The sequence below is a fragment of the Serratia nematodiphila DZ0503SBS1 genome (assembly GCF_000738675.1).
Taxonomy (GTDB): domain Bacteria; phylum Pseudomonadota; class Gammaproteobacteria; order Enterobacterales; family Enterobacteriaceae; genus Serratia; species Serratia nematodiphila.
In genome coordinates this window covers 3,395,319-3,414,104 of the sequence record NZ_JPUX01000001.1, presented here as the reverse complement: position 1 = coordinate 3,414,104, position 18,786 = coordinate 3,395,319, and the positions used below count along the sequence as shown (strand labels likewise).

At 60.5% G+C, this 18,786-nt stretch carries 14 protein-coding genes; 7 read left to right on the top strand and 7 right to left on the bottom strand.

Annotated features, from left to right (window positions below):
• Positions 1–21 precede the first annotated feature (21 nt).
• Positions 22–834 carry a trypsin-like serine peptidase gene (locus JL05_RS15795; protein ID WP_033632938.1) on the top strand — a complete coding sequence of 271 codons (813 nt, stop codon included), beginning with the start codon at positions 22–24 and terminating at the stop codon, positions 832–834.
• A 96-nt stretch (positions 835–930) separates the two neighbouring features.
• Here JL05_RS15795 and hrpA read toward each other — a convergent pair whose 3' ends face one another.
• Positions 931–4,818: an ATP-dependent RNA helicase HrpA gene (gene hrpA / locus JL05_RS15790; protein WP_072010103.1), complete on the bottom strand. Its 3,888-nt coding sequence runs from the start codon at positions 4,816–4,818 to the stop codon at positions 931–933.
• A 269-nt stretch (positions 4,819–5,087) separates the two neighbouring features.
• Here hrpA and azoR point away from each other — a divergent pair, with 269 nt between their 5' ends.
• Positions 5,088–5,693 carry an FMN-dependent NADH-azoreductase gene (gene azoR, locus JL05_RS15785; protein WP_015377994.1) on the top strand — a complete coding sequence of 202 codons (606 nt, stop codon included), beginning with the start codon at positions 5,088–5,090 and terminating at the stop codon, positions 5,691–5,693.
• A 118-nt stretch (positions 5,694–5,811) separates the two neighbouring features.
• Here azoR and JL05_RS15780 read toward each other — a convergent pair whose 3' ends face one another.
• Genes JL05_RS15780 through JL05_RS15770 form a run of 3 tightly spaced genes read right to left on the bottom strand, consistent with a single transcriptional unit; the run spans position 5,812 to position 8,950 of the window.
• Positions 5,812–6,135: a YdbL family probable chaperone protein gene (locus tag JL05_RS15780; RefSeq protein ID WP_015377995.1), complete on the bottom strand. Its 324-nt coding sequence runs from the start codon at positions 6,133–6,135 to the stop codon at positions 5,812–5,814.
• Positions 6,136–6,143: 8 nt separating this feature from the next.
• A complete protein-coding gene (locus JL05_RS15775) occupies positions 6,144–6,341 on the bottom strand; it encodes a YnbE family lipoprotein (RefSeq protein WP_004930472.1) in 198 nt (65 codons plus the stop codon).
• On the bottom strand, positions 6,338–8,950 hold the full coding sequence (locus JL05_RS15770) for a YdbH family protein (protein WP_033632937.1): 2,613 nt from the start codon (positions 8,948–8,950) through the stop codon (positions 6,338–6,340). The genes JL05_RS15775 and JL05_RS15770 overlap by 4 nt, the downstream gene beginning before the upstream one ends.
• Positions 8,951–9,417: 467 nt before the next feature.
• On the opposite strand from JL05_RS15770, the gene JL05_RS15765 reads away from it, so the two are divergent.
• Together JL05_RS15765 and hslJ are read left to right on the top strand one after the other, a co-directional pair.
• The gene (locus JL05_RS15765; protein WP_015377997.1) at positions 9,418–10,410 is read left to right on the top strand and encodes a 2-hydroxyacid dehydrogenase; all 993 of its coding nucleotides are present in this window, start codon (positions 9,418–9,420) and stop codon (positions 10,408–10,410) included.
• Positions 10,411–10,460: 50 nt separating this feature from the next.
• Positions 10,461–10,889 (top strand): heat shock protein HslJ, encoded by a 429-nt coding sequence (gene hslJ / locus JL05_RS15760; protein WP_015377998.1) that lies wholly within the window; start codon positions 10,461–10,463, stop codon positions 10,887–10,889.
• A 24-nt stretch (positions 10,890–10,913) separates the two neighbouring features.
• Here the strand turns inward: hslJ and JL05_RS15755 are convergent, their stop codons facing one another.
• Both JL05_RS15755 and ssmE read right to left on the bottom strand, forming a co-directional pair.
• The gene (locus tag JL05_RS15755; RefSeq protein WP_004930482.1) at positions 10,914–11,168 is read right to left on the bottom strand and encodes a DUF333 domain-containing protein; all 255 of its coding nucleotides are present in this window, start codon (positions 11,166–11,168) and stop codon (positions 10,914–10,916) included.
• A 478-nt stretch (positions 11,169–11,646) separates the two neighbouring features.
• Positions 11,647–11,979, bottom strand: a complete 333-nt coding sequence (gene ssmE / locus JL05_RS15750) for a multidrug efflux SMR transporter SsmE (protein ID WP_033632935.1) — start codon at positions 11,977–11,979, stop codon at positions 11,647–11,649.
• A gap of 247 nt (positions 11,980–12,226) precedes the next feature.
• Between ssmE and nifJ the strand changes: the two genes are divergently transcribed.
• From nifJ to JL05_RS15735, 3 genes are all read left to right on the top strand, one after another.
• Positions 12,227–15,760 (top strand): pyruvate:ferredoxin (flavodoxin) oxidoreductase, encoded by a 3,534-nt coding sequence (gene nifJ / locus JL05_RS15745; protein ID WP_033632934.1) that lies wholly within the window; start codon positions 12,227–12,229, stop codon positions 15,758–15,760.
• A gap of 228 nt (positions 15,761–15,988) precedes the next feature.
• Positions 15,989–16,927: a tRNA 2-thiocytidine(32) synthetase TtcA gene (gene ttcA, locus JL05_RS15740; protein WP_004930494.1), complete on the top strand. Its 939-nt coding sequence runs from the start codon at positions 15,989–15,991 to the stop codon at positions 16,925–16,927.
• A 146-nt stretch (positions 16,928–17,073) separates the two neighbouring features.
• Positions 17,074–17,472, top strand: a complete 399-nt coding sequence (locus tag JL05_RS15735) for a VOC family protein (protein ID WP_004930496.1) — start codon at positions 17,074–17,076, stop codon at positions 17,470–17,472.
• Between the two features lie 218 nt (positions 17,473–17,690).
• On the opposite strand, the gene zntB is transcribed toward JL05_RS15735, so the two are convergent.
• Positions 17,691–18,674: a zinc transporter ZntB gene (gene zntB, locus JL05_RS15730; RefSeq protein ID WP_004930499.1), complete on the bottom strand. Its 984-nt coding sequence runs from the start codon at positions 18,672–18,674 to the stop codon at positions 17,691–17,693.
• Positions 18,675–18,786: the final 112 nt, after the last annotated feature.

Sequence of the window (18,786 nt, the reverse complement as noted above, 5' to 3'; positions counted from 1 at the left end):
TATTTGTCAGGCAAGAGATCTATGCGCATATCCGTTTTACTGTTGCTGTGCTCACTCCCGCTCATCGCTGCTCAGGCGGCACGCGCCGACGGCCCGTCCAAGGCCGAGCAAACGCGTCTGTTTTTCGGCAAAGATGAACGAATCAAGGTCACGGATACCGCCGCCCAGCCGTGGCAGGCCATCGGCCAGGTCGAAACCGCCAGCGGCAATCTGTGTACCGCCACGCTGATCTCCCCGCACCTGGCGCTGACCGCCGGCCACTGCGTGCTGGCGCCGCCCGGGCAACTGGATAAAGCCATCGCTCTGCGCTTTGTGGCAGGCGATAAATCCTGGCAGTATCAAACCGGCGATATCGAGACCCTGGTCGACAGCAAGCTGGGCAAAAAGCTGAAGCCGGACGGCGATGGCTGGATTGTCCCGCCCGCTGCGGCCGCTTATGATTTTGCGCTGATCCGTCTGAAAGACAAAAAGCCGCTGCCGATCGCACCGTTGCCGCTGTGGCAAGGCGACAGCAAGGCGCTGACCCAGGCCCTGAAACAGGCCAAACGGCTGATCACTCAGGCGGGTTACCCGGAGGATCATCTGGATGACCTCTACAGCCACCAAAACTGCAAGGTCACCGGCTGGGCCCAGCAAGGCGTACTGTCGCACCAGTGTGATACCCTGCCCGGCGACAGCGGCTCACCGCTGCTGTTGAAAACCGCCGACGGCTGGCAGCTGATCGCCATCCAAAGCTCGGCGCCGGCGGCGAAAGATCGCTATCGCGCCGATAACCGCGCCCTGGCGGTGCCCGGCATCCGCGACGCGCTGGACGCCCTGGCGGCGGGCAAGTAGCTCTCGCAACGGCGCATCAAGCGCCGTTGCTGCTTATCTGTTCCCTGAATTTCAACTTGCGCTGCGCCGGCCGCTTGCCGGCCGGCGCGCCTGAGCTTAGCCCGAAAGCTGTTCGATGGTTTGCAGAATGCGCTTGTCGGAGATCGGGTAAGGCGTGCCCAACTGCTGCGCGAACAGGCTGACGCGCAGTTCCTCGATCATCCAGCGCACCGCTTTCACCTCTTCTTCCTGCTGCCGCTTCGGCGGCAGCTTGTTCAGCCACTGCTGCCACGCCTGCTGCACCTGCTCCACCCGCAGCATCTGCGCGCGATCGCGGTGTGGATCGATAGCCAGTTTCTCCAGCCGGCGCTCGATCGCCTGCAGGTAACGCAGCGTGTCCGGCAGGCGTTTCCATCCGTTGCCGGTGACGAAGCCACGGTAGACCAGGCCACCGAGCTGGGTCTTGATATCCGACAGCGCCAGCGCCAACGACATGTCCACCCGGCCTTTCAGCCGCTTGTTGATATTGAAGACCGCCGTCAGGATCTGCTCAACCTGCTTGGCCACCTCGACCACCGTGTCGTTCAGCTCGGCGCGGATCTGCTCTTGCAAACGCGCAAAGCCTTCTTCCTGCCAGACCGGGCCGCCGTGTTCGGCGATCAGCTTGTCGATGCCGCACGAAATGCAGTCGTCGATCAGCTCCAGTACCTTGCCGTACGGGTTGAAATAAAGCCCCAGTTTGGCCTTGTTCGGCAGCTTCTCATGCAGATATTTGATCGGCGAAGGAATATTCAGCAACAGCAGGCGGCGCGTGCCCTGCCACATCGCCTGTTGCTGCTCGCTTTCGCTGTCGAACAGGCGGATCGCCACGCTGTCCTTCTCATCCACCAGCGCCGGGTAGGCCTTCATCGAATAGCCGCCGCGCTTCTGCTCGTAGAACGCCGGCAGTTGGCCAAAGCTCCAGACATGCAGATTGCTCTGCTCCAGCCCGTCATCGGCCACCGCCGACAGCGTCTCCTGCACCTTCTCTTTCAGCTGCAGGCGCAACGCGGCCAGGTCTTTGCCTTCGCGCAGCGTCTGGTTCTTCTCGCCCACCACGCGGAAAGTCATTTTCAGGTGATCGGGCACCTGAGCCCACTGCCAGTCATCACGTGACACGGTCACGCCAGTCATGCGCCGCAGCTCGCGCTCCAGCGCGTCCAGCAGCGGCAATTCCAGCGCCGTAACGCGGCCGAGGAATGCTTCGGCGTAGTTCGGCGCCGGCACGAAGTTGCGGCGCACCGGTTTCGGCAGCGACTTGATCAGCGCGATCACCAGCTCACGGCGGATGCCGGGGATCTGCCACTCGAAGCCCTGCTCCTCCACCTGATTGAGGATCGGCAACGGAATGTGCACCGTCACGCCGTCGGCGTCGGTGCCCGGTTCAAACTGGTAGCTCAGCCGCAGCTTGAGATTGCCCTGATGCCAGAAGTTCGGGTAGTCCAGCGCGCTGATCTTGTTGGCGCCCTCCTTAATCAGCATCTCTTTTTCGAAGTTCAGCAGGTCGGGCTGCTGTTTGGCGGCATTCTTCCACCAGCTGTCGAAATGACGGCCGGAAACCACGTCGTTGGGGATGCGGCGATCGTAGAAGCCGAACAGCGTCTCGTCGTCCACCAGAATGTCGCGGCGGCGCGATTTATGCTCCAGCTCTTCCACTTCGGCGCGCAGCTTTTGGTTTTCACGGAAGAAGGCGTGGCGCGTCTGCCAGTCCCCCTCCACCAGCGCATGGCGGATAAACAGCTCACGGCACAGCAATGGATCGATGGCGCCGTAATTGACCTGGCGCGCCGCGACGATCGGCAAACCGAACAGCGTGACCTTTTCGCTGGCCATCACCGCCCCTTGCGACTTCGACCAGTGCGGCTCGCTGTAGCTGTGTTTCACCAGATGCTGAGCCAGCGGCTCGATCCATTCCGGTTCGATGCGCGCGGCGATGCGCCCCCACAGGCGGCTGGTTTCCACCAGTTCGGCCACCATGGTCCACTTCGGCGGCTTCTTGAACAGGCCGGAGCCGGGGAAGATTGAGAAGCGGGCATTGCGCGCGCCGGTGTATTCCTGCTTGTCCGCATCCTTCTGGCCAATGTGCGACAGCAAGCCGGTCAGCAGCGCGGTGTGCACGCTGCGGTAGTCGGAAGGCGTGCTGTTGATCGGCAGCCCCAGCTCTTTCACCACCTGGCGCAGCTGGGTATAGATATCCTGCCACTCGCGCACCCGCAGGTAGTTGAGGAAATCGTTGCGGCACAGCCGGCGGAACTGGCTGGAAGAGTTCGCCTTTTGCTGCTCCTGCAGATAATCCCACAGATTGACGAACGCCAGGAAATCGGAGTCTTTGTCGGCGAAGCGGCGGTGTTTTTCGTCCGAGGCCTGCTGCTTGTCCATCGGGCGCTCACGCGGATCCTGAATCGATAGCGCGGCGGTGATGATCATCACCTCGCGCACGCTGCCGCTCTTCTGCGCTTCCAGCACCATGCGCGCCAGACGCGGGTCAATCGGCAACTGCGCCAGCTGCCGGCCTTGCGGCGTCAGCTGATAGTGGCCGTTGTCGGCGGTGGCGATCGCCCCCAGCTCTTCCAGCAGGCGCACGCCATCCTGAATGTTGCGTTTATCCGGCGCTTCGACGAACGGAAACGCGGCGATGTCGCCCAGCCCCAGCGAGGTCATCTGCAGAATGACCGACGCCAGGTTGGTGCGCAGAATTTCCGGATCGGTAAACGCCGGCCGCGACAGGAAGTCCTGTTCGGAATACAAGCGAATGCACACCCCTTCCGATACGCGGCCGCAGCGCCCTTTACGCTGGTTGGCGGAAGCCTGGGACACCGGCTCGATCGGCAGGCGCTGCACCTTGGTGCGGAAGCTGTAGCGGCTGATGCGCGCGGTGCCCGGATCGATGACGTACTTGATGCCCGGCACCGTCAGCGAGGTTTCCGCCACGTTGGTGGCCAGCACGATGCGGCGACCGTGGTGCGACTGGAACACCCGGTTCTGCTCGCTGTTCGACAGGCGCGCATACAGCGGCAGCACTTCGGTGTGCGGCAAATTGAGGCGGTTCAGAGCGTCGGCGGTGTCGCGGATCTCTCGCTCGCCGCTCATGAAGATCAGAATGTCGCCCGGCCCTTCGCGCCCAAGCTCGTCCACCGCATCGAAAATCGCCTGCAGCTGGTCGCGGTCGGTATCGTCGCCGTCGTCGACCACCGGGCGGTAACGCACCTCCACCGGGTAAGTGCGGCCGGAAACCTCGATGATCGGCGCATTGTTGAAGTGGCGCGAGAAGCGCTGCGGATCGATGGTCGCCGAGGTGATGATCACCTTGAGATCCGGGCGCTTCGGCAGCAGTTCACGCAGGTAGCCGAGAATAAAGTCGATGTTGAGGCTGCGCTCGTGCGCTTCATCGATGATCAGCGTGTCGTACTGCATCAGCAGGCGATCCTGCTGAATTTCCGCCAGCAAGATGCCGTCGGTCATCAGCTTGACCAGGGTGTTTTCCCCGACCTGATCGTTGAAGCGCACCTTGTAACCGACGCTGCCGCCGAGCGGGGTTTCCAGCTCGTCGGCGATGCGGTTGGCGACGGTGCGCGCCGCCAGGCGGCGCGGCTGGGTGTGGCCGATCAGCCCTTTCACCCCACGCCCCAGCTCCAGACAGATCTTCGGCAACTGGGTGGTTTTCCCCGAGCCGGTCTCCCCGGCAACGATCACCACCTGGTGATCGCGGACAGCGTTTAAAATGTCCTGCTTTTTCTGACTGACCGGCAGGCTTTCCGGATAGGTAATGCGCGGGCAAGACGCGGCGCGCGCCAGCACTTTTTGCCGCGCCGCCGCGATGTCGCTTTCCACTTCGGCGGCGACCGCCAGCTGGGCATCGGGATTTTTGATTTTTCGTGCGCCATGCAGGCGACGACGCAGGCGTTGTTGATCGCGGAGCATCAGCTCGCCCAGTTGGGCCGGCAGTGCCTCGAGCGGAGATTTCACGTTCAGTGTTCCTTGTTTCTTCGCCGCCAAGACCAGGCTTAGCAACGGTTTAATGTTTTTTTAGCGATTTTTTTGCTTTAGCCGCACAGCCTATCACAAACGGCTTTTTCGCCCTACTTCCGCGAGCAAAACCTCGGCATGTCATTCAATAAAATCGAACGAAGATCTCGAAATATTGCGCTATCACTGTTGGAGGAATGTGAATAGCATGTACTTCATGCAAGGGACGCTGAGTCCTGATGTCACTGTCACAACGTAAGGAATTATCGATGAGCAACGTATTGGTTCTGAAATCAAGCATCCTGGCGACCTACTCTCAGTCTAACCAACTGGCCGATTTCTTCGTAGAGCAATGGAGCAACGCCCATAGCGGCGACACCATCACCGTGCGCGATCTGGCCGCACAGCCAATCCCGGTGCTGGACGGCGAACTGGTTGGCGCGCTGCGTCCTTCCGATGCGCCGTTGACCCCGCGTCAACAAGAAGCGCTGGCGCTGTCGGACGAGCTGATCGCCGAGCTGCAGGCCAATGACGTCATCGTGATTGCCGCACCGATGTACAACTTCAACATCCCGACCCAGCTGAAAAACTATTTCGATCTGGTTGCCCGCGCCGGCGTGACCTTCCGCTACACCGAAAACGGTCCGGAAGGCCTGGTGAAAAACAAACGCGCCGTGATCCTGACCAGCCGCGGCGGCATCCATAAAGGCACCCCAACCGACCTGGTAGAACCTTACCTGCGTCTGTTCCTGGGCTTCATCGGCATTACCGACGTGGAGTTCGTCTTCGCGGAAGGCATCGCCTACGGCCCGGAAGTGGCCACCAAAGCCCAGGAAGACGCCAAAGCGGCCCTGTCTCAGGTGGTTGCTGCCTAAGACCCTGCGCAGGGGCGCCGTGCCCCTGCCGGACAAAAGGCAAGTCCTGTCAAACCTGCACTACCCTCATAATAATCATCTATCCGTATCATTTAGCGCGCCAGACGGCGCGCTTTTTTTATTTCTTCAACCATTGTCCGTTGATGCCGCGCACATACTCGCCGCTCTGCGCACGCGTCACCAGCTTCTGCCCCGCCATGCGTGCCACTTCGTCGACGGCGATATGGTTGCCGTCCGCCACTTCCTGATACTTCTCGGCGCGGCCGGCGTTGATGCGCTTCACCAGCGCCAGCGTTTCCGCATCCTGTTTCACCGGCGCAATATAGCCGCTCAGGGTTTCGCCCACCCGCCCTTGCTGCTTCGCCTCATCCAGCGTCAGCGCCATCGCCACGCTGCTGAACAGCCAGGCGGCGCCGGCCAGCCACACATAACGTTTTTTCATGTCGGCTCCTAGAACAGACCGCTTTGGGTTTTCAGCAGGTTTTCGACGTCCTTATCCACCTTGATATGAATCTCATGCTCGATCTTGACGTTCATATTGATGGTGATCGGATCCTTCGGCGTCGCCACCTCGATGCGCGGCACGCAGCCGCTCAGCAGCGAAACGCACAGCACCGCTGCCAGCGCCGACACACTCATGATTTTCATTGTTGCTCCCCAGGTTGTGAGAGGGCCTGCTCCAGCCACTCCTGTAAATTGTCGCCGAAGCGCAAACTGCGCCACAGCTGAAACACGTTTTCCTGATGGCGATAGTTCAGGATCACCTCGCGCTTGGCGCTTTTCTGCGGGTTGATGCCGTCGATGCGCGCGCTCAGCGTCAGCTCGCCCAGGTTGTCGAGATCGACCCGGGCGTGCGAACGGTTGATTTCCATGTAGCGCAGCCAGTCGATCGCCGCGCCGGTCGCCAGGTTGTTGCTGCCGATGGCGTCGGCCATGTCTTTGTCCAGGCGCAGCGTCAGGGTGCCGGCGTTGGCGATCCAGCCGTTTTGCACCAGCCATTTCGGGTGATTCAGGAACAGCGGCAGTTCGCCGTCGACCCGGCCGGACATGGCAAACTGCTTCGGTTTCAGAGCGGTGAACAGCGCGCTGAGATCGACCTTGTCCAGCTTCAGCACCGCGGCGTCATGCTGCGGCAACCGCAGCGCCGACAGGCTGATATGCCCGTTGAGCATGTCCACGCCGACGTTGCTCAACGTCAGCGGCTGCCTTTCGCTATAAGGATAGGTGCCCTGCAGATCGGCGGAAATATTCTGCATCTCGAACAGGTTGGTGAAAGACTTGATGCGCAGCGACACCGGCTGTTTGGCCCCCAATTGCCACTGATGCTGCTTGAACCGGTACGACAGGATAAAATCCAGGCCGCTCATCTCGCCGTCCTTCAGCCACATGCCGCCGTTTTTCACCACCCAGTGGCCACCGGCCTCGAACCCTTGTTCGCGAGCGGCGGAAAACGCCGACTGCGCGTAAAACTCGCCGTCGCGCAGCGTGAGATTGAGATCCGGCGCCAGCAGCGGTTGGAACACCTTCAGCGACTGTTTCGGCCACCAGGCTTCGCCGCGCAGACGTTCGCCGTCCCAACGGCCGCGCAGCGCGATCGGCCCAATCTGTTGCGCCTGCAGTTTGCCCTGCAGCTGGAAACTGCCCGGTGAACGGCCGTTCACCTGCAGCGCCAGCACCGGCGCCGGCAGATAGCCGCCGTCGCTGAAGCTGACCTTATCCGCCGCCAGCTGCAACTCGCCGTTGAACTGCGGACTTTGTTCATCACGCCGCCAGCGCAGCGGCTGATTGAGGCTCAGGCGCGGCGCGGCGACCGTCACCAGACCGTACTTCAACTTATCGAAGCCGGTGGAAAGTTTGTCGAGCACCAACTCACTGTCGCGCCAACGGCCGCTGCCGGCGACGTCCCAGGCGGCCTGCAGCGGCGGCAAGCGGCCATTGCCCCAGTAACGCCATTGCCAGTGGCCCTTGTCCGGCCAGAAATCCTGTGCCTGGCCGTCCAGGTGCAGCTTGAAGCGGCCCCAGTAACTGTCGCTGGCGCTCAAAATCGCCTGTAGGCGGCCGGTGATGCCGGCGGCGGTCACCTTCACGCCCGCCAGCGGCAAACGCGCCTCTTCCAGCGTCATTTCCGGCGTCACCTTGCCCCACAGGCGCAGCAGCGAACCGGGCTGCAGCACCAGCGTCGGGTTGAGAATGCTGCCGCCGATCACACCCGGGATCGACGCGGTAGTGGAAAAGTCGGCCAGATTGGCCTGGCCGGTCAGTTGGAAGCGCAGATCGCTGTCGGTCAACCCCACCTTGCCCGGCCCGAGGGTGAGCACCGCATTGCCCTTGCCGTTGTGACCCGCGGTGATCACGTTCAGCCGCGCGCTGATCTCCGTTTCATCCAGCCCTTTGCTCCAATCGTGCAGCGCGATGCTGAGCCCGCCGTTCAACGGCTGCTCGCTGTACGGCCAACGCCACTCGCCCTGCTTGATGCTGACCCGCTGCGGCGAGACTTCCCACGGCAACACCGCCAGCGGGCGATCGTCGCCTTTCTCGCTCACCGTCAATACGCCCTGCTGCTGTTGCCAGCGCATGTCCAGCAATACCGGTTTTTCCAGATAGGCGGTTTGCATTTCCCCCTGCAACGCGCCCTGCGTCGGCAGGCTGGCCAGATCCAACGGGATGGTGATCTTGCCGGCGAGGTGCAAAGGTTGTGCGCTGTTGGGCGGAACCACGGTCAGGCTCTGCAACGTCAGCTGCTGTTTTTCATCCAGCTGCGCCTCAGCGCTGAGATTCGGGCCCCGATAATGCAGACGTTGCCCGTCGGGGCCGGAGGAAAGCTGCAGCTTGCCGGCATAGCGCTGCCAGGGAATGAGCGTCAGGTCATTAATGGTGAGATCCAGCGGCGGCAGCTGTTGCTGCAGCTGATCGAGCGCCAGCGGCGCGCTGTTGGCGTCGCCACTCGGCAGTTTTGACAAACAGGCGCTATCGACGCTGACCTTATCGCTCGACAGCTGCCAGCGGCCCTGGCGGTAAACCAGCCGCGTCGGCCCGACGTTGGCCAACAGGCAATCTTGCGCAGTGAAACGCGCCCCCGCCAACGCCAGGCCGCCCTGGCGCCAGTGCAATTTGCCCTGCAATTCCAGGCGGCTCCCCGCCGGCAACCAATGCGATAACACCCCCGGCAGCCAGCGCGGCAAGGTTTGCCACAACGCCAGCACCAGGATTGCGCAGCCCGCCACCGTCCCTATGAATACTTTCAATCGCCTGGTCATTAAATGATTGCTTCGTTCCTGAGTTAGGCATTGGTTAAGTCTATGCCTGAATTGACAATAATGATGGCACGAATTTGACATAGGGTGAAGCCGAGCGGGCTCGCAGAAGCGATTTGCACCTTTTTGGCGCAAACGTGTGCGGGGTTGTAGATTTTCGTTACATATACATCACATAAACAGGACAGTTTTCAGACTTTTGTTATTGTTGTTACCGTTGATGATTAATAGTCTTGCAACCATTCTAATAAAAGTTTAGCTGCTAGCTAACTGTGTACTAGAGAAGCCATTCCCCACACCCCCGTGGGGATTTTTTTGCCGCCTGTCGCCACCGTCGTCTTCCCTCCATCGTATCCAGACCCACCGCAGCCTTGCAGCAGCGATTTCGGCCATGTCGAAACGGGCTAACCAATTGTCGAATTTACTAAAATCTGTTAAATTGATCACAAAATCACGGTGGAGAAACCACGATGAAATTGGCGATATACAGTACCAAACAGTATGACCGTAAATACCTCGAACTGGTGAATCAGCAGTTTGGCTATGAGCTGGAATTCTTCGACTTTTTACTCAGTAAAAAAACCGCCAAAACGGCCGCCGGTTGCAAGGCGGTGTGTATCTTCGTCAACGACGACGGCAGCCGTGAAGTGCTCGAAGAACTGGCGGCGCTGGGCGTCGAAATTCTCGCCCTGCGCTGCGCCGGTTTCAATAACGTCGATCTGGACGCCGCCAAAGAACTGGGCATCAAGGTGGTGCGCGTGCCGGCCTACTCGCCGGAGGCCGTGGCAGAACACGCGGTCGGCATGATGATGTGCCTGAACCGCCGTATTCACCGCGCTTATCAGCGTACCCGCGACGCCAACTTCTCGCTGGAAGGGCTGATCGGCTTTAACATGCACAATCGCACCGCCGGCGTGATCGGCACCGGTAAAATCGGCGTGGCGACGATGCGCATTCTGAAAGGCTTCGGCATGAAACTGCTGGCCTACGATCCGTTCCCGAGCGAACAGGCGCTGGAACTGGGCGCGGAGTATGTCGATCTGAAGACGCTGTACGCGCAATCCGACGTGATCACCCTGCACTGCCCGCTGACGCCGGAGAACCACCACCTACTGAATGCCGACGCCTTCGCGATGATGAAAAACGGCGTAATGGTGATCAACACCAGCCGCGGCGCGCTGATCGATTCCACCGCCGCCATCGATGCGCTGAAGCAGCAAAAAATCGGCGCCCTCGGGATGGACGTCTACGAGAACGAACGCGATCTGTTCTTTGAGGACAAGTCTAACGACGTGATTCAGGACGACGTGTTCCGCCGCCTCTCGGCCTGCCACAACGTGCTGTTTACCGGCCATCAGGCTTTCCTGACCGAAGAGGCGCTGACCAGCATTTCACAAACCACGCTGCAGAACATCAGCCAGTTGGATCGCGGCGAAACCTGCCCGAACCAGTTGAACGCCTGAGCGTAACCTCGGGGCGCCCTTGCGGCGCCCTGTTTATTTGAGAGAACGCGATGAGAAAAACCACGGTAGCCGCCCTTGCGGCGCTGGCCTTAGCGGGGTGCAGCATGAAACCACACACGGCCGTCACGCCAGGCGATCTGTTGCATCACAACTTCGTGTTGCAAAGCGTGGATGGCGAAACGGCAAAATCACCGGCGGGCGGCGGCCTGCTCAATCTGGAATTCGGCGAGAACCTGCATGTCTCCGGCACGATGTGCAACCGCTTTTTCGGCCAGGGGCAATTACGCGACGGCGTGCTGACGGTGAAATCGCTGGCCACCACGCGCAAGCTGTGCCCTGATGAGCAGCGCAACCGCTGGGATCGGGTGATTGGCACCGTGCTGGAAAACGGCGCCGAAGTGACGCTAAACGCACAGCAGCTGACGCTCACCGGCAGCGGCCACACGCTTATTTATACCCTGCGCGATTGGGTGTATTGATCCTGCAGGCCAGGCGCCGCGGGCTTACCCGGCGCAGCTGCCCAGGGCCAGCGTACGTTCTTCGCACTGCTTGCCGTTCGGCATCTGGCACATGCGCAGCGCTTCACCGTTCAAGTTGTGCGCGATGGTGGTAACGCCGCCGACCGCCGCGCAACCGGCGCTGGTCTGCAACGTATTGATTCTGGCACTGTTGCCCTGCTGTACTGGCTCTTCGTTATTGCTGCTGCAGGCGGCTAAAAGCAGCACGGCGCTGGCAAGCAGCCATTTTGATGTCGTCATTATCCCACTCCTGAACCCGGAACTGCGCTGTGTAAAATCGCCATTGCTGATAACGCGCGTCACTTGGCGGACACGTTTCGCTATCTTTGATGCAAACTTGTTTAATCTAGCTCGATATATAAATAATGAAAATATATTCCAGCCATTATTTGTCGTTTTTTTGCGCCGGCCGAACATTTATTTTGTTTGCAGAATATTTCCGTGACGGCGCCACTCGCTGTCAGGTACTGGCCGCACGCAAAAAAGTGATAACGTCACCGCGGCCATCGAGGAAGTTTTTCCCGCGACAGCGGTATTAATTATCTTCGCGTGCTTTCATTGCGGCGGCGCATTTTTTGCTACCGGAGAGAACGATATTTGTGTCTATGCTGGCGGCGCTAACTAATTAGCATTCCACTATTTTCAGTGAATGATGGCTGAATTCTTCAACCGGCGCGACTTGCTGTCACGCCGGCTTTTTTTTACATTAAAATAACACTCAGTGCACCGAGGCTTTCGACAGTAAATTAATCACCAGCACGCCGGCAATAATTAATCCCATGCCAACGATCGCCGGCCAATCCAATTTTTGCTGATAAACGAACACCGCGGCGACCGACACCAGCACAATCCCCATGCCCGACCAAATCGCATACACGATGCCCAGCGGCATGCTCTTGACCACCATCGACAGCCCCCAAAACGCCACGCCGTAGCCCAGCACCACCAGCAGCGACGGCCACAGACGGGTAAAGCCCTCAGAGGCTTTCAACATGGTGGTGGCGATCACTTCCGCAACGATCGCCATCGTCAAATACATAAATCCGCTCATGGTTTTCTTCCATCAGTTTACCGATGCGCAATTATGACGCGCCGGAAATAAATTGTCTTTAAACGGCGAAAACAATTTATTGAAGTGACCTCAACCGGCGATGCAAATAGTGATGCCCGATACGCTTGCCGATTTATCACCCGCCACACAAACGCGATAAAGCCGCGTTCGCCCCTCTGTTAGACTTTTTTCCATTACTGCGAAAGTGCGCTTTCGCGGCTTTGTGAGCAATGAAAAGGTAACGCCGATGATAACTACAGATGGTAATAATGCAGTCGCTTCCGTGGCCTATCGCACCAACGAAGTGATTGCCATCTACCCTATCACGCCAAGCTCCACCATGGCGGAGCAGGCGGACGCCTGGTCCGGCGATGGCCGGCAAAACATCTGGGGCGATATTCCGCGGGTGGTGGAAATGCAGTCGGAAGGCGGCGCGATCGCCACCGTGCACGGCGCCTTGCAAACCGGCGCGCTGTCGACCTCGTTCACTTCATCGCAGGGCCTGCTGCTGATGATCCCCACGCTGTACAAACTGGCCGGCGAGCTGACGCCGTTCGTGCTGCACGTCGCCGCGCGCACCGTGGCCACGCACGCGCTGTCCATCTTCGGCGACCATTCGGACGTGATGGCGGTGCGCCAAACCGGCTGCGCCATGCTGTGTGCCGGCAACGTGCAGGAGGCGCAGGACTTCGCGCTGATCTCGCAGACCGCCACCCTCAACGCGCGCGTGCCGTTTATCCATTTCTTCGACGGTTTCCGCACCTCGCACGAGATCAACAAGATTGTGCCTCTCAGCGACGATACGCTGCGGCAGATGCTGCCGCAGGCGGCGATCGACGCGCACCGCAGCCGGGCGCTGTCGCCGGATCATCCGGTGGTGCGCGGCACTTCCGCCAACCCGGACACCTATTTCCAGTCGCGCGAAGCCACCAACCCGTGGTATGACGCCACCGGCCAACACGTGATCGACGCCATGGAAGCCTTCGCCGCCCTCACCGGCCGCCGCTATCGGCCGTTCGACTATTACGGCCACCCGCAGGCCGAACGCGTGGTGGTAGTGATGGGTTCCGCCGCCGGCACCTGCGAAGAAGTGATCGACACCCTGCTGACCCGCGGCGAGAAAGTCGGCGTGCTCAAGGTGCGGCTGTTCCGGCCGTTCTCCGCCCAGCATCTGCTCGGCGCGCTGCCGGACAGCGTGCGCAGCGTCGCGGTGCTCGATCGCACCAAAGAGCCGGGCGCGCTGGCCGAGCCGCTGTATCTGGACGTGATGACCGCGCTGGCGGAAGCCTACAGCCGGGGGGAGCGCGCCACGCTGCCGCGGGTGATCGGCGGCCGTTACGGCCTGTCGTCGAAAGAGTTCGGCCCGGACTGCGCGCTGGCGGTATTCCGCGAGTTGGCCCTGCCGCAGCCACGCCCGCGTTTCACCGTCGGCATCTTCGATGACGTCACCGGGCTTTCGCTGCCGCTGAGCGACGAAATCCTGCCGCAGCGCGCCTCGCTGGAAGCGCTGTTCTACGGTTTGGGCAGCGACGGCTCGGTCTCTGCCACCAAGAACAACATCAAAATCATCGGCAACGCCACGCCGCTGTATGCCCAGGGCTATTTCGTCTATGACTCCAAAAAGGCCGGCGGCCTGACGGTGTCGCACCTGCGCGTCAGCGAGCAGCCGATCAATTCGGCCTACCTGGTCAGCCACGCGGACTTCGTCGGCTGCCACCAACTGCAGTTTATCGATAAGTACCAGATGGTCGAACGCCTGAAGCCCGGCGGCACCTTCCTGCTCAATACCCCTTACGGCGCCGATGAGGTCTGGTCGCGCCTGCCGCAGGAGGTTCAGGCGCTGTTGCACCAACGCCAGGCGCGTTTCTATATCATCAACGCCGCCAAGCTGGCGCGTGAATGCCGGCTCGGCGCGCGCATCAACACCGTAATGCAGATGGCGTTCTTCCACCTGACGCAGATCCTGCCGAGCGACGTGGCGCTGCAACAGCTGCAGGACGCCATCGCCCGCAGCTACAGCAGCAAGGGCCAGGAGATCGTCGAGCGCAACTGGCAGGCGCTGGGCGCCACCCGCGCCGCGCTGACCGAGATCCCGCTGCAGCCGGTAGACGCCAGCAGCCCGATGCGCCCGCCGGTGGTGTCGGACGCCGCGCCGGACTTCGTCAAAACCGTTACCGCCGCGATGCTGGCCGGGCTGGGCGATGCGCTGCCGGTTTCCGCCTTCCCGCCGGACGGCACCTGGCCGGTGGGCACCACCCAGTGGGAAAAGCGCAACATCGCCGAAGCGATCCCGATCTGGCAGCCCGACCTGTGCACCCAGTGCAACCACTGCGTCGCCGCCTGCCCGCACTCCGCCATTCGCGCCAAGGTGGTGCAGCCGGCGGAAATGGAACACGCCCCCGCCTCTCTGCAGTCTCTGGATGTGAAAGCGCGCGATATGCGCGGCCAGAAATACGTGCTGCAGGTAGCGCCGGAAGATTGCACCGGCTGTAACCTGTGCGTCGAGGTCTGCCCGGCTAAAGATCGCCAGAACCCGGAAATCAAGGCCATCAACATGGCGTCGCGCCTCGATAATCTGGCGGCGGAGAAAGACAACTATGACTTCTTCCTGCAGTTGCCGGAAATCGATCCGGCGCAGCTGGAGCGCATCGACATTCGCACCTCGCAGCTGATCACGCCGCTGTTCGAGTACTCCGGCGCCTGCTCAGGCTGCGGCGAAACGCCGTACATCAAGCTGTTGACCCAGCTCTATGGTGACCGTTTGCTGATCGCCAACGCCACCGGCTGTTCGTCGATCTATGGCGGCAACCTGCCGACCACGCCGTACACCACCAACGCCGAAGGGCGCGGGCCGGCGTGGGCCAACTCGCTGTTCGAAGACAACGCCGAATTCGGCCTGGGCTTCCGCCTGACGGTCGATCAACATCGCGCGCGAGTGCTGCGTCTGCTGAACGCACTGGCGCCGCAGCTGCCGGAGCAATTGGTCAACGCCCTGCAGATGGCCGACGTGGCGCCGGAGCCGCGCCGCAAGCAAATCGCCGAACTGCGCGCGCTGCTAGCGAGTATTGAAGGTGAAGATGCGCGCCAGCTGGCGGCGGACGCCGACTACCTGGTGGATAAATCGATCTGGCTGATCGGCGGGGACGGCTGGGCCTACGACATCGGCTTTGGCGGTTTGGATCACGTGCTCAGCCTGACGGAGAACGTCAACGTGCTGGTGCTCGACACCCAGTGCTACTCCAACACCGGCGGCCAGCAGTCGAAAGCCACGCCGCTGGGCGCGGTGACCAAGTTCGGCGAGCACGGCAAGCGCAAGGCGCGCAAGGATCTGGGCGTCAGTATGATGATGTACGGCCATGTCTACGTCGCGCAGATTTCGCTGGGGGCGCAGCTTAACCAGACGGTGAAAGCGATTCAGGAGGCCGAGGCCTATCCGGGGCCGTCGCTGATCATCGCCTACAGCCCGTGCGAAGAGCACGGCTACGATCTGGCGCTCAGCCACGATCAGATGAAACAGCTGACCGCCACCGGTTTCTGGCCGCTGTACCGCTTCGATCCGCGCCGCAGCGCCGAGGGCAAGGCCGCATTGGCGCTGGATTCGCGCCCGCCGAACAGCAGCCTGGCTGAAACACTGCTGAACGAGCAGCGTTTCCGTCGCCTGAACGCGCAGCAGCCGGAGGTGGCCAGCGCGCTGTATCAGGCCGCCGAGAAAGAGCTGAAGGAGAAATACGATTTCCTCAGCCTGCTGGCCGGCAAGGCGGAAAAGTCCGCCGCTGAGTAACCTCCCTCAGGGCGCGAGCAATTCGCGCCCTGTTCTTTTACCGCCGACGTAAATCGCAGCAACAAAACCTGCTGGCATTCCGGCGCGCAATCCGTACCATACAGGCCTCGCGTCGGGTGCGTGGCGGCTGGATGATGAATAATGATCAAAATCGGCCGGTTGAATGGTAAACTCGCGGTCTATAACGCCATGCCCCTAGTGCCCCCATTGAGAATGAGCACGATTTAAATGTCAGAAAAGCAATCCGTTAGCCAAAAAGAGCAGTACAACCTGAACAAATTGCAAAAGCGCCTGCGCCGCAACGTGGGCGAAGCGATCGCCGATTTCAATATGATTGAAGAAGGCGACCGCATTATGGTCTGCCTGTCCGGCGGCAAAGACAGCTACACCATGCTGGAGATCCTGCGCAATCTGCAGCAAAGCGCGCCGGTCAACTTCTCGCTGGTGGCGGTGAACCTCGATCAGAAACAGCCCGGCTTCCCGGAGCACATTCTGCCCGCCTATCTGGAAAGCCTGGGGGTGGAGTACAAGATCGTCGAAGAAAACACCTACAGCATCGTTAAAGACAAGATCCCGGAAGGGAAAACCACGTGTTCGCTGTGTTCGCGTCTGCGCCGCGGCATTCTGTACCGCACCGCCACCGAACTGGGCGCCACCAAGATCGCTCTGGGCCACCACCGCGACGACATTCTGCAGACGCTGTTCCTCAACATGTTCTACGGCGGCAAGATGAAAGGCATGCCGCCCAAGCTGATGAGCGACGACGGCAAACACGTGGTCATCCGCCCGCTGGCCTATTGCCGCGAGAAAGACATCGAGCGTTTCTCGATCGCCAAAGCGTTCCCGATCATTCCATGCAATCTGTGTGGCTCGCAGCCTAATCTGCAGCGCCAGGTGATCGGCGACATGCTGCGCGACTGGGACAAGCGTTACCCAGGCCGGTTGGAAACCATGTTCAGCGCCATGCAGAACGTGGTGCCTTCGCACCTGAGCGATATCAACCTGTTCGATTTCAAAGGCATTCACCACGGCAGCGCCGTGGTGGACGGCGGCGATTTGGCCTTCGATCGCGAAGACATCCCGATGCAGCCGGTCGGCTGGCAGCCGGAAGACTCGGACGACGCGGCGCCTGCGCCAGAGCGTTTGAACGTGCTGGAAATCAAATAAGCCCCCTCGCCGCTTGCCATCCTGCGAGCGGCGACATTTACCTTTCCCGACGATCTCGATCCTGTTCACAGTTTGCGCAAAATTTACTGGGCAGTGCCGTTTTTACCCTATACTGTTTATTTATACAGTCATATGGAGATCGCGCAATGAACATCACCCCCTGCCTGTCCCACGTCTCACTGGGCTCCAACGATTTCGAGGCCGCCGCCGCCTTTTACGATCGTGCACTGGCCGCTTTGGGTTGCCGACGCGTGCTGGAGCATCCCGGCGCCATTGGTTACGGCCGCGACTACCCGGAGTTTTGGCTGCAGGTGCCGATCGACGGCCGGCCGGCCTCGCCCGGCAATGGCACGCACGTCGGTTTTTTCGCCACCAGTAAGCAACAGGTGGATGAATTCCATCGCCAGGCGCTGCTGGCCGGCGCCGTCGATGAAGGCGCGCCCGGTTCGCGGCCGCATTACGGCGAGGCTTACTACGGCTGCTTTGTCCGTGATTTGGATGGGCACAAGATTGAAGCCAGCTTCTGGGATGAAAGCGCGGCCTGAAGAAGAAGGAAAGCCGAATAAAAAAATGCCGGTGATTAAACCGGCATTGTACGAATCAAATGTGCTATGCAGTAATTCAAAAATAAGAAAGTAAGACAATTATGGAGCGCAACGCCCATCGCTTGACGTTGCATTCACCTGCGAGAGAGATCATGCCCCATTTACCCCGGCTAAATGTTGATATTGCTCAATGTTAACCGGGTTTTCGTCATTTTTGCCTACAGCCAGCGGCTGCGCTTCAACCACCAGGCGACGCCAAGCACCAATCCGACCAGCATCAGGCAAAATGCCGCGAAACCGAAAGGATTACCGCCGCCCGGAATACCGCCAAGGTTGACCCCGAACAACCCGGTCAGGAAAGTGGTGGGCAGAAATACCATCGCCAACAATGACATGGTGTAAGTGCGGCGGTTCATCGCGTCGGCCATCACCGTGGTGATTTCGTCGGACAAGATGGCGGTGCGCGCGATGCTGCCGTCCAGATCGTCCAATCCCCGTCCCAGGCGATCGGCGATATCCTGCATGCGGCGACGATCGTCATCGCTCATCCACGGCAGGCGGTCGCTGGCCAGCCGCGCGAAGACGTCGCGCTGCGGCGCCATGTAACGGCGCAGCACGATCAGCTGTTTACGGATCAGCGCCAGCTGGCCGCGCTCCGGCACCTGCTGCTCCAGCAAGGCGTCCTCCAGATCGATAATCTTGTCGTGCAGATCCTCGATAAATTCGCTGGTGTGATCGGTCAACGCATCGGAAATTTCCACCAGCCAGCTGCCGCTGTTGGTCGGCCCAGCGCCGCTTTGCAGATCGTTCACCACTTGATCGATGGAATACACCTTGCGGTGCCGGGTGGAGATAATCAGTTTATCGGTGATGTACACGCGGATGGTGACCAACTGGTCCGGCCGTGAGTTGGCGTTAAAGTTGATGCTGCGCAGGGTGATCATGGTGCCTTCGCCCTGGCGGCTGACGCGCGGCCGTGAGCTTTCGCCGGAGAGCGCTTCACGCACCGAGTCCGGCAGCAGCGGCGTGGTACTCAGCCATTCAGCGCTGGCCGGGTGCGCGTAATCAAGATGCAGCCAGCACGGTGCGTCGCAGGTGATCTTGTCATCCCGCTCGATCGGCGTGACGCCCCCCTTGCCGTCGAGCTGGTAGGCGTAAACCGCATCGGCGACCTGCAGCTCGCTCCCCTCAATCACATCCATTCATTTATCCCCTCAGTCTTGCTTATGTTGCTGAGTCTAGCGTTAACGCCTTGGAGATCAAAGGCCAAGCTGTAACGCCAGTTTTCTCGTTGTCCCATAAACGTGATCTATA